The 15,855-nt window shown below is 73.0% G+C and carries 14 protein-coding genes; 12 read left to right on the top strand and 2 right to left on the bottom strand.

The genetic code is table 11. From position 1 onward, the window contains the following. The first annotated feature begins 11 nt into the window (after window positions 1-11). The 10 genes from glmS to tsaD all read left to right on the top strand — a co-directional run bounded on the left by glmS (window position 12) and on the right by tsaD (window position 10,293). Entirely contained in the window at window positions 12-1,856 is a 1,845-nt protein-coding gene (gene glmS / locus ACUP6Y_RS05235) for a glutamine--fructose-6-phosphate transaminase (isomerizing) (RefSeq protein WP_462554589.1), read from the top strand. 4 nt (window positions 1,857-1,860) lie between these two features. Next, window positions 1,861-2,214 (top strand): holo-ACP synthase, encoded by a 354-nt coding sequence (locus tag ACUP6Y_RS05240; protein ID WP_462554590.1) that lies wholly within the window; start codon window positions 1,861-1,863, stop codon window positions 2,212-2,214. Next, a complete protein-coding gene (locus tag ACUP6Y_RS05245; protein WP_462554591.1) occupies window positions 2,214-3,614 on the top strand; it encodes an NAD(P)H-hydrate dehydratase in 1,401 nt (466 codons plus the stop codon). Before ACUP6Y_RS05240 ends, ACUP6Y_RS05245 begins: the two co-directional genes overlap by 1 nt. Window positions 3,615-3,618: 4 nt before the next feature. Then, window positions 3,619-4,779, top strand: a complete 1,161-nt coding sequence (alr, locus tag ACUP6Y_RS05250) for an alanine racemase (RefSeq protein ID WP_462554592.1) — start codon at window positions 3,619-3,621, stop codon at window positions 4,777-4,779. Next, entirely contained in the window at window positions 4,776-5,876 is a 1,101-nt protein-coding gene (locus tag ACUP6Y_RS05255) for an alpha/beta fold hydrolase (RefSeq protein ID WP_462554593.1), read from the top strand. Before alr ends, ACUP6Y_RS05255 begins: the two co-directional genes overlap by 4 nt. A 20-nt stretch (window positions 5,877-5,896) precedes the next feature. Further along, complete coding sequence (gene tsaE / locus ACUP6Y_RS05260) at window positions 5,897-6,811, top strand: tRNA (adenosine(37)-N6)-threonylcarbamoyltransferase complex ATPase subunit type 1 TsaE (RefSeq protein WP_462554594.1); 915 nt, start codon at window positions 5,897-5,899, stop codon at window positions 6,809-6,811. 153 nt (window positions 6,812-6,964) lie between these two features. Continuing rightward, on the top strand, window positions 6,965-8,125 hold the full coding sequence (locus tag ACUP6Y_RS05265; protein WP_462554595.1) for a glycoside hydrolase family 16 protein: 1,161 nt from the start codon (window positions 6,965-6,967) through the stop codon (window positions 8,123-8,125). A 40-nt stretch (window positions 8,126-8,165) separates the two neighbouring features. After that, window positions 8,166-8,789 carry a tRNA (adenosine(37)-N6)-threonylcarbamoyltransferase complex dimerization subunit type 1 TsaB gene (gene tsaB / locus ACUP6Y_RS05270; protein WP_462554596.1) on the top strand — a complete coding sequence of 208 codons (624 nt, stop codon included), beginning with the start codon at window positions 8,166-8,168 and terminating at the stop codon, window positions 8,787-8,789. Further along, window positions 8,786-9,241: a ribosomal protein S18-alanine N-acetyltransferase gene (gene rimI / locus ACUP6Y_RS05275; RefSeq protein ID WP_462554597.1), complete on the top strand. Its 456-nt coding sequence runs from the start codon at window positions 8,786-8,788 to the stop codon at window positions 9,239-9,241. Before tsaB ends, rimI begins: the two co-directional genes overlap by 4 nt. Continuing rightward, window positions 9,238-10,293, top strand: coding sequence for a tRNA (adenosine(37)-N6)-threonylcarbamoyltransferase complex transferase subunit TsaD (gene tsaD / locus ACUP6Y_RS05280; RefSeq protein WP_462554598.1), 1,056 nt, complete (start codon window positions 9,238-9,240; stop codon window positions 10,291-10,293). The genes rimI and tsaD overlap by 4 nt, the downstream gene beginning before the upstream one ends. On the opposite strand, the gene ACUP6Y_RS05285 is transcribed toward tsaD, so the two are convergent. Both ACUP6Y_RS05285 and ACUP6Y_RS05290 read right to left on the bottom strand, forming a co-directional pair. Continuing rightward, complete coding sequence (locus ACUP6Y_RS05285) at window positions 10,282-11,466, bottom strand: class I SAM-dependent methyltransferase (RefSeq protein ID WP_462554599.1); 1,185 nt, start codon at window positions 11,464-11,466, stop codon at window positions 10,282-10,284. The genes tsaD and ACUP6Y_RS05285 overlap by 12 nt on opposite strands. Window positions 11,467-11,478: 12 nt before the next feature. After that, the gene (locus ACUP6Y_RS05290; protein ID WP_462554600.1) at window positions 11,479-13,644 is read right to left on the bottom strand and encodes an MMPL family transporter; all 2,166 of its coding nucleotides are present in this window, start codon (window positions 13,642-13,644) and stop codon (window positions 11,479-11,481) included. Between the two features lie 195 nt (window positions 13,645-13,839). Between ACUP6Y_RS05290 and groES the strand changes: the two genes are divergently transcribed. Together groES and groL are read left to right on the top strand one after the other, a co-directional pair. Next, a complete protein-coding gene (gene groES / locus ACUP6Y_RS05295) occupies window positions 13,840-14,133 on the top strand; it encodes a co-chaperone GroES (protein ID WP_462556632.1) in 294 nt (97 codons plus the stop codon). Between the two features lie 82 nt (window positions 14,134-14,215). Next, window positions 14,216-15,841, top strand: a complete 1,626-nt coding sequence (gene groL / locus ACUP6Y_RS05300; protein ID WP_462554602.1) for a chaperonin GroEL — start codon at window positions 14,216-14,218, stop codon at window positions 15,839-15,841. The last annotated feature ends 14 nt before the right edge of the window (window positions 15,842-15,855 follow it).

Here is a 15,855-nt window from a genome sequence, read left to right on the forward strand (position 1 = left end):
ACTGGCCGATCATGTGCGGGATCGTCGGATACGTCGGGCCACGGTCGGCCGAGGACGCGGTGATCGACGGTCTGCGCCGGCTGGAGTACCGCGGCTACGACTCGGCCGGCATCGCCGTCGTCCACGGCGGCGCGCTCACCGTCGAGAAGCGGGCCGGCAAGCTGGCCAACCTGGAGAAGGTGCTCACCGAGTCCCCGATCCCGGTCGCCGAGATCGGCATCGGGCACACCCGCTGGGCCACCCACGGCCCGCCCAACGACCTCAACGCCCACCCCCACACCGGGCCCGAGCGCCGGGTGGCGCTGGTCCACAACGGCATCATCGAGAACTTCCTCGACCTGCGGGCCCGGCTCGAGGCCGACGACCACGAGCTGCTCTCCGACACCGACACCGAGATCGTCGCCCAGCTGCTCGAGCTGCAGGTCCAGTCCGGTGAGGACCTGACCACCGCGATGCAGCGCGTGTGCCAGACGCTCGACGGCGCCTTCACCCTGGTCGCGATCGACGCCCAGGAGCCCGGCAAGGTCGTCGCCGCCCGCCGCAACTCCCCGCTCGTCGTCGGGCTGGGGGAGGGCGAGAACTTCCTCGGCTCCGACGTCGCCGCCTTCATCGAGCACACCCGCGAGGCGCTCGAGCTCGGCCAGGACCAGATCGTCGTGATGACGCGCGACCGGGTCGAGGTCACCGACTTCTGGGGCCGTCCGGTCGAGGCGCGCCGCTTCCACGTCGACTGGGACCTGTCGTCGGCGGAGAAGGACGGCCACGACTGGTTCATGCGCAAGGAGATCTTCGAGCAGCCGCGAGCCGTGGCCGACTCCCTGATCGGGCGTCGTACGCCGGCCGGGCAGCTGCAGCTCGACGAGATGCGCCTGGCCGACGAGGAGCTGCGCGACGTCGACAAGATCATCATCATCGCGTGCGGCACGTCGTTCTATGCCGGCATGGTCGCGAAGTACGCCATCGAGCACTGGACCCGCACCCCCGTCGAGGTCGAGCTCGCCTCCGAGTTCCGCTACCGCGACCCGATCATCGACGCGACCACCCTGATCGTCGCGATCAGCCAGTCCGGGGAGACCGCCGACACGCTGCAGGCGATCCGCCACGCCCGTAGCCAGCGGGCGAAGGTGCTGGCGATCTGCAACACCAACGGCTCCTCGATCCCGCGCGAGTCCGACGCGGTGATCTACACCCACGCCGGCCCCGAGATCGGCGTCGCCTCGACCAAGGGCTTCCTCACCCAGCTGGTCGCCTGCTACCTGCTCGCGCTCTACATCGCGCAGGTCAAGGGCACCCGGTTCGGCGACGAGATCGACGAGATCATGCGTCACCTCGAGGCGATGCCCGACCACATCGAGACCGTCCTCGGCGCCGCGGAGCAGGTCTACGGCCTCGCCGCCGACCACGCGACGACCCGCTCGGTGCTCTTCCTCGGCCGCCACGCCGGGTACCCGGTCGCGCTCGAGGGCGCGCTCAAGCTCAAGGAGCTGGCCTACCTCCACGCCGAGGGCTTCGCCGCCGGCGAGCTCAAGCACGGTCCGATCGCGCTGGTCGAGGAGGGCCTGCCGGTGCTGTGCGTCGTCCCACCCCGAGGGCGCGACCACCTCCACGGCAAGATGCTCAGCGGCATCCAGGAGGTCCGCGCCCGCGGCGCGCGCACCATCTGCCTGGCCGAGGACGGCGACCACTCCATCGAGCCGTACGCCGACGCGCTGATCCGGCTGCCGAACGTGCCGGTGCTGCTGCAGCCGCTGGTCGCGATCGTCCCGCTCCAGCTGTTCGCCTGCGAGCTGGCCACCGTGCTCGGCCACGACGTCGACCAGCCGCGCAACCTCGCCAAGTCCGTCACCGTGGAGTGACGCGATGCCTGTGGTCGGCGTCGGCATCGACGTGTGCGAGATCGCCCGCTTCGAGGAGTCCTGCCGGCGTACCCCGGCCCTGGTGGCCAAGCTGTTCACCAAGTCCGAGCGCGACCTCCACATCCGCTCCCTGGCGGCCCGGTTCGCGGCCAAGGAGGCGCTCGCCAAGGCGCTCGGCGCCCCGCGGGGGATGTCCTGGCACGACGCCGAGGTGGTCTCGGAGGACTCCGGCCGGCCGCGCTTCGTGATCCGCGGCACCGTGCTCGCCGAGGCCGACGCGCTCGGGGTCACCTCGGTCCACCTCTCGCTGACCCACGACGGCGGCATCGCCTCGGCCGTCGTCGTGCTGGAGTCCTGATGATCGGCGCGCACACCGTCGAGCAGGTCCGCGCCGCCGAGGCGGAGCTGCTGGCGCGGCTGCCCGAGGGGGCGCTGATGCAGCGCGCCGCCGCCGGGCTGGGGTACGCCGTGCTCGACCTGCTCGGCTCGGCGTACGGTCGCCGGGTGCTGCTGCTCGTCGGATCCGGCGACAACGGCGGCGACGCCCTGTACGCCGGCGCGCTGCTCGCCCGGCGCGGCGTCCAGGTCGAGGCGTGGCTGCTGTCCGCGTCGGCCCACGAGGGCGGGCTCGCCGCGCTGCGCGCCGCCGGCGGACGTCTCGGCACGCCGGGACCGGCGGCCTTCGACGTGGTCGTGGACGGGATCGTCGGCATCGGCGGGCGCCCCGGGCTGCGGTCGGACGCGGTGGGCGCCCTGGCCCACGTGGCGGGGATCCCGGTCGTCGCGGTCGACACCCCCTCGGGCGTCGACGTGGACAGCGGCGAGATCAGCGGGCCGCACGTCACGGCCGACCTGACCGTCACCTTCGGCACCCACAAGACCTGCCACCTCCTCGACCCGGCCGCGCAGGCGTGCGGCGCGGTCCACCTCGTCGACCTCGGGCTCGAGCTGCCGGAGGCGCCGGTCGAGGCGCTCCAGGCCGCCGACGTCGCCGCGCTGCTGCCGCGTCCCTCGGCCGATGCCCACAAGTACGCCCGCGGGGTGGTGGGCGTGCGCGCCGGCTCCGCCGCCTACCCCGGCGCGGGCCTGCTCAGCGTGGCGGGTGCGGCGTGCGGGCTCGCCGGCATGGTCCGCTACGACGGCGACCCGGCCACCCTCGACCTGGTCCGCGCCGCTCACCCCGAGGTGGTCGGCCCCGGCCGGGTGCAGGCCTGGGTGGTCGGCTCGGGGAGCGATGCCGGGGCCGAGGACGCGGTACGCCGGTCGGTGGCCGACGGCGTCCCGCTGGTCGTCGACGCCGACGCGCTCGCCTTCGCCGGCACCACCCGCGGCCGCCCCGCCGTCCTCACGCCCCACGCGGGCGAGCTGGCCCGGCTGCTCGACGTCGACCGGGCCGAGGTCGAGGCGCGCTGGCTCGAGCACGCCCGCCTCGCCGCCCGCCGGTACGACGCCGTGGTGCTGCTCAAGGGCCGCCACACCGTCGTCGCGCGACCCGACGGCCGGGTCCGGGTCACCACGACCGGCACCCCGTGGCTGGCCACGGCCGGCGCCGGCGACGTGCTCGGCGGTGTCATCGGCGCCCTGCTCGCCGCCGGCCTGGACCCGTACGATGCCGCCTCGGCGGGCTCCTGGCTGCACGGCGCCGCGGCCACCCTGGCGTCCCGATCCCAGGCGCTGGCCTCCCGCGGCGGCCCGATCGTCGCGGGCGACGTCGCCGCCGCCCTCCCGGCCCTGCTCGCCGACCTGATGGGACCATAGCCCCATGGAACGCCCGCCCCTCGGCCCGGCCGGGATCGTCGTCGACCTGGCGGCGGTCCGGGCCAACGCGCGGCTGCTGCGCGCCACGGCCGGGGTGCCGCTGATCGCGGTGGTGAAGGCCGACGGCTACGGGCACGGCATGGTCGAGTGCGCGCGCGCCGCGCAGCAGGGCGGGGCGGAATGGATCGGCACGGCCACCGTCGAGGAGGCGCTCGCCCTCCGGGCCGGCGGGATCGAGGGACCGCTGCTGTGCTGGATCGGGGGGCCGGAGGCCGACTACGCCGCCGCGGCCGCCGCCGGGATCGACGTCAGCGCCCACGGCGTCGCGCAGCTCGACGCGCTGGCCGCGGCCTTCGCCGGCCGCACCGAGCCGGCGCGGGTCCAGCTCAAGCTCGACACCGGCATGTCCCGCGCCGGCGCCGGCCGTGGCGAGTGGGCGGCGCTGTTCGCCCGCGCCGCCGCGGGCGAGGCGGCGGGCAGCTGGCGGATCACCGGGATCTGGACCCACCCGGCCTGCGCCGACGAGCCCGAGCACCCCGCCAACGACCGGCAGGAGCAGGCCTTCCGCGAGGCTCTCGCGCTCGCCGACGAGCGCGGCCTGCGCCCCGAGCTGCGGCACTTCGCCAACTCGGCGACCGCGCTGCTGCGCCCGAGCGCCCGCTTCGACGCGGTCCGCTGCGGCATCGCGCTCTACGGCCTGGACCCCGCGCCCGGACAGGCCACCGACATCGGGCTGGTGCCCGCGATGACCGTCCACGCGCCCCTCGTCCTGGTCAAGGACCTCGCCCCCGGAGACGCGGTGTCCTACGGTCACCGCTGGGTCGCGGAGCGGGCCACGACCGTGGGCCTGGTCCCCGTCGGCTACGGCGAGGGCATCCCCCGGCACGCGTCATCCCCGGGGGCCCCCCGGCAGGCCACCGTCGGCATCGACGGCAGGCTGCGCCCCGTGCGCGGCACCATCTGCATGGACCAGTTCGTCGTCGACCTCGGGGGCGACCGGCCGCCGATCGGCAGCGAGGTCGTCGTCTTCGGCCCGCCCGCCGCCGGCGGCCCGACCGCCCAGGACTGGGCCGAGGCGTGCGGGACCATCAACTACGAGATCGTCACCAGGATCGGGGGCCGGATGTCCCGCAGATACGTGGACTCCGACGGAGCCGACGCATGAGCCGCCGGGGCCGGGTGGTCGGGTCGCTGGCCGGCGCTCTCGGCGTGGCGGCCGGTACGGCGGCCGTCGGGATCGTGCGCCAGCAGCGGGCGATCAGCCGGCGGGCCGGCGAGGAGATCCCGTTCGGGTCGCTGCGCTCGACGCCGGTGACCGTGGTCGCCGACGACGGCCTGCCGCTGCACGTCGAGGTCGACGAGGTCGAGCCGGTCTCCACGACCGGTGGCCCGGTCGAGCGGCTGCTGCGGCGTACCAGGGACGACACGCCCCCGGTCACCGTCGTGTTCGTCCACGGCTTCTGCCTCAACCTCGACTGCTGGCACTTCCAGCGCGCGGCGTACCGCGGCCTGGTCCGCACCGTCTACTACGACCAGCGCTCCCACGGGCGCTCCGGCAACTCCGACCGGGCCCACTCGAACATCGACCAGCTCGGGCGCGACCTGCACCGGGTGCTCGAGGAGGTCGTCCCCGACGGGCCGGTGGTGCTGGTCGGGCACTCGATGGGCGGGATGTCGATCGTCGCGTTCGCCGAGCAGTTCCCCGAGCTGATCGGTGCCCGCGTCGTCGGCATCGGGCTGATCTCCACGACCGCGGGCGGCCTCGACCCGAGCCGGCTGCTGCTGCCGATGCTGCCCGCCCGGCTGGCCGGTCCGGTGACCCGGCGCGCGATGCGCACCCTGCATCTGGGCCACCGCGCGGTCGACTCGCTGCGCCGGGCAGGCGGCGCCGTCGCGACCGTCGCCACCGACCGGTTCGCGTTCGGCGGCGACGTGCCGCGCGGCTACGTCGAGTTCGTCGACGACATGCTCGCCGCGACCCCCTTCGAGGTGGTCGCCGACTTCTTCCCGCACTTCGCGGGCCTGGACAAGTTCGACGACGTCGAGGTGCTCGGCCGGGTGCCGACCTCGGTCGTCTGCGGCACCGCCGACCGGATCACCTCGATCGGGCACTCTCGCAAGCTGCAGTCGCGGATCCCCGGCTCGCGGCTGCTCGAGTGCGAGGGCGCCGGTCATCTGGTCATCATGGAGCGCCACGAGCTGGTCAACGCCGAGCTCGACCAGCTGATCACCGCCGCCTCGGTGAGGGCGGCGACGCGATGACGCCGGCCCGAGCTACGCCGTTGGAGACCAGACGCGTCGGTCCCGAGGCCGCCGCTGAGGTGCTGACCGTGGTGAAGGCCGCCTTCGCCAGCCGCCCGGTCCTCGACCCGCCGACCGATGCCCTGGCCGAGACCGAGGACTCCATCGCCGCGCTGCTCGCTCCGGGCGGAGGCCTGTTGGCATTCGACGACGGACGGCCCGTCGCCGCCCTGGTCCTCGACCCGGTCGACGACGCGGTCTATCTGCGCCGGGTCAGCGTCGACCCCGCCGCCCAGGGACACGGCATCGCCCATGTCCTGGTCCGTGCCGCGCTGCTGGAGACCGCGCGCGCCGGCGCCCGCCGGGTCCGGCTGCTGGCGCGCGAGGAGCTGCCGCGCACGATCGGCTTCTGGCGCGAGCTGGGCTTCGTCGAGACCGGTCGCCATGCGCCGTACGTCGAGATGGCGCGGCCCGCGCCGGTCCTCCTCGACGTACCCGGCGCCGACGACATGCGCGAGCTCGGGCGCCGGGTCGCGGGCCGGCTGAGGGGCGGCGACGTGCTGGTCCTCAGCGGCGAGCTCGGCGCGGGGAAGACCACCTTCACCCAGGGTCTCGGGGAGGGCCTCGGCGTCCGCGGCCAGATCACCTCGCCGACGTTCGTGATCGCCCGGGTCCACCCCTCGCTCGGCACCGGGCCGGAGCTGGTCCATGTCGACGCCTACCGTCTCGGCGGGCAGGCCGAGCTCGACGACCTCGACCTCGACACCGACCTCGACGAGGCGGTCACGGTGGTCGAGTGGGGGACCGGGATCGCCGAGGGCCTGGCCGACGCCCGGCTCGAGGTCCGGATCAGCCGCGCCACCGGGGACGCCGCTCCCGAGGCCGACCCGCGCGTCGTCGAGCTTGACGCGATCGGCACCCGGTGGCTCGACGTGGACCTCCGGCCGATCGGCTGACCGAAGCCGGGACCTTCGTCCCGCAGCGATCGGGACCCCTGCCCGGATCCGATGGCCCGTCGAGGGCAGCGCAGTAGGTCCGCACACCCGATTCGTCGCCCCCTTCCTGATTCCTACGGTGAGAGCCGAGGAAAAGTCTTGGGGGAACGAACCATGCGTTCATTGCGAGTGCTCCTGGTCGCCGTGCTGGTGGCCACTGTCATCGGTCTCGTGGACGGCCCGGCCATCGCGGGCGAGTCCAAGCGACCGGTGCTGAACCACGCGACGCCGCGTCAGCAGGCAGTCGTCTTCAAGGGCCGCGCCAAGCCGCGACAGGTCGTGAGGCTGCAGGCCCGCGGGCCGTCGTCCTGGACGACCGTGGGCAGGTCCCGCGCGTCGCGCAAGGGCACCTTCCGGATCGCGGTGCCCTATCCCGACCAGCCGCGCACCTACCGCGTCCTGGCCGGCGGGAAGGCCAGCAAGACCCGTCGCGTCGTCCCGCCCGCGCAGTCCGCGATCCAGCCGGTGCAGCCCAAGGCGCCCGCGCCGAGCGACTCCTGCGGGGTCCGGCCCGAGCGGGCCGAGGGCGGCTACTACGCCTGCACCTTCCGTGACGACTTCGACGGCAGCTCACTCGACCGGACGCGATGGGTCGTCCAGCAGACGTCGTACAGCGGGATGACCGGCGGGAGCCAGGGCTGCTATGTCGACAACGACCGCACCGTCCGGGTGTCGGCCGGAACCCTGAAGCTGACCTCCAGCATCCTCGACCACCCGTTCACGTGCGCGAACCCCTACGGGTCGTTCGTCACCAACGCGGAGGTGTCGACCGTCGCCACGACCACCAAGTTCACGCAGGCCTACGGCCGGTTCGAGGCACGACTGCGGATGCCCGCGGAGGCGGGGACGCCGGGATCCCACGCGGGCTTCTGGCTCTACCCCCAGCAGCACACCTACGGCGCCTGGCCGCTGTCGGGTGAGGTGGACGTCGCGGAGTGGTTCAGCGCCGCTCCCGAGAACACCTATCCGTCGGTTCACTACGCGGGCGAGAACGTCGCACTCAGCACGGGATACTCCTGCGCGGTTCCCGAGGTCTCGACCGCGTTCCACACCTACGCCGTCGAGTGGACCCCGCGGGTGATGCGCTTCTACTACGACGGCCAGTTGTGCTACAGCCACGCGTGGACGCCGAGCAATGTCGCCGCCCCGGCTCCCTTCGACCAGCCCTTCTACATGATCCTCACCCACTCCTGGGGATCGGAGTGGAACGCGCGGACGGCCGCCTCCCCGGACACGTCGACCGTGGAGGTCGACTACGTCAAGGCCTGGCTGTAGCCGTGCGGGGCGGCCGGTAGCCGCCCGGTAGCCTCGGGGGGTGCTGCTCGCCTTCGACACCGCCTCCTCGACGGTCACCGTCGCGCTCCACGACGGGACCGACGTCGTCGCCGCGGCGAGGTCCGACCAGGGCATGAAGCACGGCGAGCAGCTGGCGCCGCTCGTCGAGCGGGTGCTGGCCGCCGCCGGGGTGCGGCCGGCCGACCTGACCGGCATCGCCGTCGGCGTCGGACCGGGCCCGTTCACCGGACTCCGGGTCGGCCTGGTCACCGCGCGCACCATGGCCCACGTGCTCGACGTCCCCGTCCACGGCGTGTGCTCGCTCGACGCGCTCGCCCTCGAGGCGGTCGAGACCGGTGCCGTCGCCGACTCCTTCGTGGTCGCCTCGGACGCCCGACGCAAGGAGGTCTACCTCGCGTCGTACGACGCCCGCGGGACGCGTCTCGACGAGCCGGTCGTCGACAAGCCGGCGGTGCTCGCCACCGACGGCCCGGTGGTCGGCGAGGGTGCCCGGCTCTATCCCGCGGCGTTCCCGGACGCGCGCGGACCGGAGCGGCCGGACGCGGCCTGGTTGGCGCGCGGCGTGGTCGCCGGGCGGTTCGCCGTGCTCGGCTCGGAGCCGCTCTACCTGCGGCGTCCCGACGCGGTCGCACCCGGACGATGACCACCGTCCGCCCGGCGCGGGCCGCCGACGTCGCGGCGATCGTCGCCCTCGAGGCCGCGTCCTTCCCGCTCGACCCGTGGTCGGAGAACCTGGTCGCCGAGGGGGTCGCGGGCGGGCTGCCGACGGTGAGCCACCTCGTCGCGGAGGAGTCCGGCGGGTTCGCGGGCTACGCGGTCCTCAGCGTGGTCGACGTCGACGCCGAGCTGCAGCGGATCGCGGTCCCGGTGCCGCGGCGGCGTACCGGCGTCGCGACGGCCCTGCTCGCCGCCGTGCGCGCGGTCGCGGCCGAGGGGGGTGCGGAGCGGCTGCTGCTCGAGGTCCGCGAGGACAACGGGGCGGCCCGGCTGTTCTACGAGCGGCACGGGTTCGCCGAGCTCGGCCGCCGCCCGCGCTACTACCGCGACGGGACCACCGCGCTGGTGCTGAGCGTGCCCGTCACAATGGAGCCATGAGCGAACCCCTGGTCCTCGGCATCGAGACGTCGTGCGACGAGACCGGTGTCGGCATCGTCCGCGGCCACACCCTGCTCGCCGACGCCGTCGCGAGCAGTGTCGAGGAGCACGCCCGGTTCGGGGGCGTCGTACCCGAGGTCGCGAGCCGGGCCCACCTCGAGGCGATGGTCCCGACCATCCAGCGGGCCTGCGACACCGCGGGCGTCGCGCTGTCCGACATCGACGCGATCGCGGTGACCCACGGCCCCGGTCTCGCCGGGGCCCTGCTGGTCGGCGTCGCGTCGGCCAAGGCGCTCGCCCTCTCGCTGGGCACGCCGATCTACGGCGTCAACCACCTCGCGGCGCACGTCGCCGTCGACCAGCTCGAGCACGGCCCGCTGCCCGAGCCGTGTCTCGCGCTGCTGGTGTCCGGCGGCCACTCCAGCCTGCTCAAGGTCACCGACATCACCGGCGCCGACGGCGGCGTGGACCCGATGGGCGCCACCATCGACGACGCGGCCGGCGAGGCCTTCGACAAGGTCGCGCGGCTGCTCGGACTGCCCTTCCCCGGCGGTCCCCACATCGACCGGGTGGCCCGCGAGGGCGACCAGGTCGCGATCGACTTCCCCCGCGGCCTCAGCACCCGCCGCGACCTGGAGCGACACCGCTTCGACTTCTCCTTCTCCGGCCTCAAGACCGCCGTCGCCCGCTGGGTCGAGGCCCGCGAGCGCTCGGGCGAGCCGGTGCCGGTCGCCGACGTCGCCGCCTCCTTCCAGGAGGCCGTGTGCGACGTGCTGGTCCGCAAGGCCCTCGACGCCGCCGGCAGCGAGGGGATCGAGGACCTGATGATCGGCGGCGGGGTCGCCGCCAACTCCCGGCTGCGCGCGCTCGCCGAGGAGCGGGCCGCCAAGCTCGGCATCCGGGTCCGGGTGCCGCGCCCCGGCCTGTGCACCGACAACGGCGCCATGGTCGCCGCCCTCGGCTCGACCATGGTCGAGCGCGGCCGAGCGCCGTCGCCGCTCGACCTGCCCGCCGACTCCAGCCTGCCCGTCACCGACGTCCTAGCGGGCTGACAACGGCTCGACCAGCAGCGCCGTACCCTCGCCGGAGACCCGGGTCAGCACGATCGTCGCCTCGCCGTCGCCGTGGAGCGCCAGCCGCCTGCGCAGCGCCTCGGGCGACACGTCGACGCCGCGCTTCTTGATGGTCAGCCGGCCGATGCCGCGCTCGCGCAGCGCGGCCTTGAGCTGCTTCTCGCGGTAGGGGAGGGTCTCGAGGACCCGGTAGCTGCGGGCGAACGGCGTGTGGAACGGCTGGTCGGCGGTGACATAGGCGATCCTCGGGTCGACCAGGCCGCCGCCGACCCCGGCGGCCACGGCGGTGACCAGCCCGGCCCGGATCACCGCGCCGTCGGGCTCGTAGAGGTAGCCGCCGACCGCGCGCACGCCGACGGCGTCGGGGCCCGGGTCGTCCTCGTCGGTGAGCGTGGCCAGGCCGCCCGTGCCGATCACGGTCGCCCGCCGGGCGACGCTCGCCGTCCGCCCGGCCCACAGCGCCGCCTCCTTGACCTCGCCCTCGTCGCTGACCCACTCGGCCTCGACGCCGCCGGGCACCAGGGCGTGCGGGATGCCGGGCGCGACCTTGACGCACGCGTCGCGGGCGAGCAGTCCCTCCACCCAGGTCCACGGCGGCGTCCAGTCCTCGACCCGGAAGCTGCGCCCGGCGCCTGAGCGGCGGGCCGGGTCGGCGAAGGCCAGGTCGAAGCCACGGTGGTCGACGGTCGTGGCGTCGGCGACCTGCACCGCGCCGGGCAGGCCGAGCGCCGCCAGGTTGGCCTCCGCGACCGCCACCCGCACCGGGTCCACGTCGACGCCCGCGCACACGATCCCCGCCGACGCCGCGGCGATCAGGTCACCGCCGATCCCGCAGCCCAGGTCCACCAGGCTCCGCGCCCCGAACGCCGCGGCCCGGCCCGCCCGGTGCCGCGCCACCCGCAGCCGGGTCGCCTGCTCCAGCGCGTCGGGCGTGAAGTACATCCGCGGCGCCAGATCGGCGAACTTCGCGACCGCACGCGTGCGCAGCTCGACCTGGGTGAGTGCGGTCGCCGCGCGCTGCGGCGTCGTCGTACGACGCAGCGCGGAGCCGGCCGCGAGCGGGGCCGCGCCCTCGGCGACCAGGGCGGTGGCCTCGGCGAGCAGCGCCTGCCCCTCGTCGGTCAGCAGCCACCGGAAGTCGTCGAGGTCCACCCCCCGATCCTGTCAGGTCGTGGAGGCGAGCTCCTGCTCCGGCTCGTCGTCGGCGTCCTTGGCGCGCTTCTCGTCGCCGTGACCCGGCCACCAGGCCGCGTGGCCCAGCAGGGAGGTCAGCGCCGGCGTGAAGAACATCGACATCACGAACGAGACGATCAAGATCCCGACCGCGAGCGCGAAGCCCATCGACACGATCAGCGTGTTGCCGCCGAGCATGAGCGAGGCGAAGGTTCCCGCCAGGATCACGCCCGCGGCCGCGATCGTCGGCCCGGCATGGGTGACCGCATGGCGGGCGGCGTCGTGCGGGTCGCGTCCCTCGCGGGCCTCCTCGCGGAGCCGGGCGATCATCAAGATGTTGTAGTCGGTGCCGAGTGCGGTGACGAACAGATAGATGTAGATCGGCAGCATGAAGATCAGACCGGACTCGCCGCCGATGTGCTGGAACGCGATCACGGTCAGGCCGAGGGTCGCGGCGAAGCCGAGTCCGACCGCGGCCATGAGGAACCACGGTGCGACCAGGCTGCGCAGCAGCAGGGCGAGGATCAGCATGATGATGACGGCCGCGACCGGGAAGACCACCTTGTAGTCGCGCGCCATCGCCGCGGACATGTCGGCGAAGATGCCGGGCGTGCCGCCGACGTAGGCCTCGGTGCCGTCCGGCGCCGCCTCATGGGCCGTGTCGCGGATCGGTCCGGCGACATTGTCCTGCGCGGCGTCGGAGACCGGGTCGTCGGACAGGGTCAGGTAGAACTGGTAGGCCGTCCCGTCCTTCGACGGCAGCGGACCGGCGACCGCGTCGACGCCCTTGGCCTTGCCCAGTGCCGCCCCGAAGGCGGCCAGCTGGTCGGGCGTGACGTCGGCGCCGTCGGCGTCCACCAGCACCGGCACCGGCTCGGCCGCGCCGGCCGAGAAGTGCTCGGTGAAGGTCGTCATCGCCTCGGTGGACTCGACGCCCTTGGGCAGGCTGGAGTTGAAGTCGAAGGACGGATTGAAGCTGAGCGCGAAGATCGCCAGCACCGTCATCGCGCCACCCGAGACCAGCGCGGTCAGGCCGGGACGACGTCCGACGGTGTTGCCGAGCTTGATGAAGGTGCCGTGCTTGGGCTCCTTCTGCCACGCCTTCGACGGCCAGAACAGGGCCTTGCCGAGCAGGGAGACGACGGCCGGCACCAAGGTGAGCGCGGCGAGCAGGGTGACGAACACGGCGATCGCCAGCGCCGGGCCGATCGCCCGGAAGATGCTGAGCGAGCTGAGGATCAGCGCCATGAAGGCCACGATCACGGCACCACCGGCCGAAGCGATCGCCTCACCGGCGCGGTCGAGGCTGTAGACGACCGAGTCCTTGACGGGGGCTCCGGTGCGCAGGCGCTCGCGGTGGCGGAACAGGAAGAACAGGATGTAGTCGGTGCCGACGCCGTACAGGACGACGATCAGGATCTGCTGGACCGAGGCGTCGGCCTTGAGGTCGAAGATGTCGTTGGCCCAGGCGATGGCGCCGGTGGCGATCGAGGAGACCAGGCCGACCACGACGATCGGCAGCAGGCAGATCAGCACGCTGCGGAAGATCAGGGCGAGCAGTCCGACGATGAGCACGACGGTCGCGATGCCGACGATGAGCAGGGTGTCGGCGCTGGACTCCTGGGAGTCGAGGCCCTGGGGCACCGCGCCGGTGGCGCGGATCTCGAGGTCGGTGCCGGTGACGAGCTTCTCGACGTCCTTGCGCAGCAGCTTGGCGTCGTCCATCGCCTGGGTGTCGTAGCCGGTGGCTCCGTCGGCCAGCGGCAGCACCGCGAACATCACCGTGCCGTCCTCGGAGAGGTTCGGCGCCCCGGTCTCGCCCTGGGTGATGACCAGCGGCTGGAAGGTCTTCGGGCCGAGCTCGGGGCCGAGCTTCGCGGCGATGTCGGCGACCGTGGCCTGGTCGTCGGACGTCAGCTTCTCGTGGTCCTTGCGCTCGATCACCAAGATCGCGCCGGGCGAGAAGGAGTCGGAGAACTTGGCGTCCTGGAGCTTCAGCGCCTGGATCGACTCGTAGTGGTCGGGGAGGAACTCCGAGTTGTCCTGGGTCGACTCCAGGGCCGGAGCGGTGGCGCCGACGACCACGGCGATGAGCACCCAGGCGGCGATGACGTACCAACGGAAACGGGTCACGAAGCGACCGAGCGCAGCGAACATGACAGGAACGCTATCGGCGCTCGGGTGCGCCGGGCCACCGACTTTGGTAGGACCTCGCCGCCGTACACCAGGGTGCCTCTGGCACTCCCTTGCAGAGAGTGCTAGTTTCGTTTCTGGCACTCTCACCGCGAGTGTGCCAACGCAGGTCACCTGCAGGACACACCCAGACAGTCTTAGAAAGTGGAGGTCGACATCGTGTCGGTCAACATCAAGCCGCTCGAGGACCGGATCGTCGTCAAGCCCCTCGAGGCCGAGCAGACCACCGCCTCGGGTCTGGTCATCCCCGACACCGCCAAGGAGAAGCCCCAGGAGGGCGAGGTCCTGGCCATCGGCCCCGGCCGCATCGACGACAACGGCAACCGCGTCCCGCTCGACGTCGCCGTCGGTGACAAGGTCATCTACAGCAAGTACGGCGGCACCGAGGTCAAGTACGCCGGCGACGAGTACCTCATCCTCTCGGCCCGCGACGTCCTCGCGGTCATCGCCTGACCTGAGCCTCGCATCGCCCGGGACGTCCGCATCCGTGCGTGACGCCCCGGGCGTTCGGCTTTCCATCTAAGGAGCTAGCAGCATGCCCAAGATCCTGGAGTTCGACGAGAACGCCCGGCGCGCCCTCGAGCGCGGCGTCGACGCCCTCGCCAACACCGTCAAGGTGACCCTCGGCCCCAAGGGCCGCTATGTCGTACTCGACAAGAAGTGGGGCGCCCCGACCATCACCAACGACGGCGTGACCGTCGCGCGTGAGGTCGAGCTGGACGACCCGTTCGAGAACCTCGGTGCCCAGCTCACCAAGGAGGTCGCGACCAAGACCAACGACGTCGCCGGCGACGGCACGACCACCGCCACCGTCCTCGCGCAGGCGCTGGTCCACGAGGGCCTGCGGGCCGTCGCGGCGGGCGTCAACCCGATGGGCCTCAAGCGCGGCATGGACGCCGCCGCCGCGGCGGTGGGCGACGCCCTCAAGGCTGCCGCCCGCGACGTCGACGACGCCCAGGACATCGCCTCCGTGGCGACCGTCTCCTCGCGCGACAGCCACATCGGCGAGCTGCTCGCCGAGGCCTTCGGCAAGGTCGGCAAGGACGGCGTCATCACCGTCGAGGAGTCCAACACCCCCTCGACCGAGCTCGAGTTCACCGAGGGCATGCAGTTCGACAAGGGCTACATCTCGGCGTACTTCGTCACCGACGCCGAGCGTCAGGAGGCCGTCCTCGACGACCCGTACATCCTCATCCACCAAGGCAAGATCGGCGCGATCGCCGACCTGCTGCCGCTGCTGGAGAAGGTCGTGCAGAGCGGCAAGCCGCTGTTCATCCTCGCCGAGGACGTCGAGGGCGAGGCGCTCTCGACCCTGGTCGTCAACAAGATCCGCGGCGCGTTCAACGCCGTCGCGGTGAAGGCTCCGGCCTTCGGCGACCGCCGCAAGGCGATCCTGCAGGACATCGCGGTGCTCACCGGCGCTCAGGTCATCGCGCCCGAGGTCGGCCTCAAGCTCGACCAGGTCGGTCTCGACGTCCTCGGCCAGGCCCGCCGGATCGTGATCACCAAGGACAACACCACGATCGTCGACGGCGCCGGCTCCGAGACCGAGGTGTCGGGCCGCGTCGAGCAGATCAAGAAGGAGATCGAGGCCTCCGACTCCGACTGGGACACCGAGAAGCTCCAGGAGCGGCTGGCCAAGCTCTCCGGCGGCGTCGTGGTGATCAAGGTCGGCGCGCACACCGAGGTCGAGCTCAAGGAGAAGAAGCACCGGATCGAGGACGCCGTCTCCGCGACGCGCGCCGCGATCGAGGAGGGCATCGTCCCCGGAGGTGGCTCCGCGCTGGTCCACGCCGTGTCGGTCCTCGACGACGACCTCGGCCTCACCGGTGACGAGGCGTTCGGTGTCCGCATCGTCCGCAAGGCTGCCGACGAGCCGCTGCGCTGGATCGCCGAGAACGGTGGCGAGAACGGCTACGTCATCACCAACAAGGTGCGCGAGCTCGGTGTCGGCAACGGCTACAACGCCGCGACCGGCGAGTACGGCGACCTGGTCGCCCAGGGCGTCATCGACCCGGTCAAGGTGACCCGCTCGGCCCTCGCCAACGCGGTCTCCGTCGCCGGCATGCTGCTCACGACCGAGACCCTGGTCGTGGAGAAGCCGGTCGAGGAGGAGCCCGAGGCGGCCGGTCACGGCCACGGGCACGGCCACGGCCACTGAGCCCCGCTCACCCC

Source organism: Nocardioides sp. S5-5, assembly GCF_054954065.1.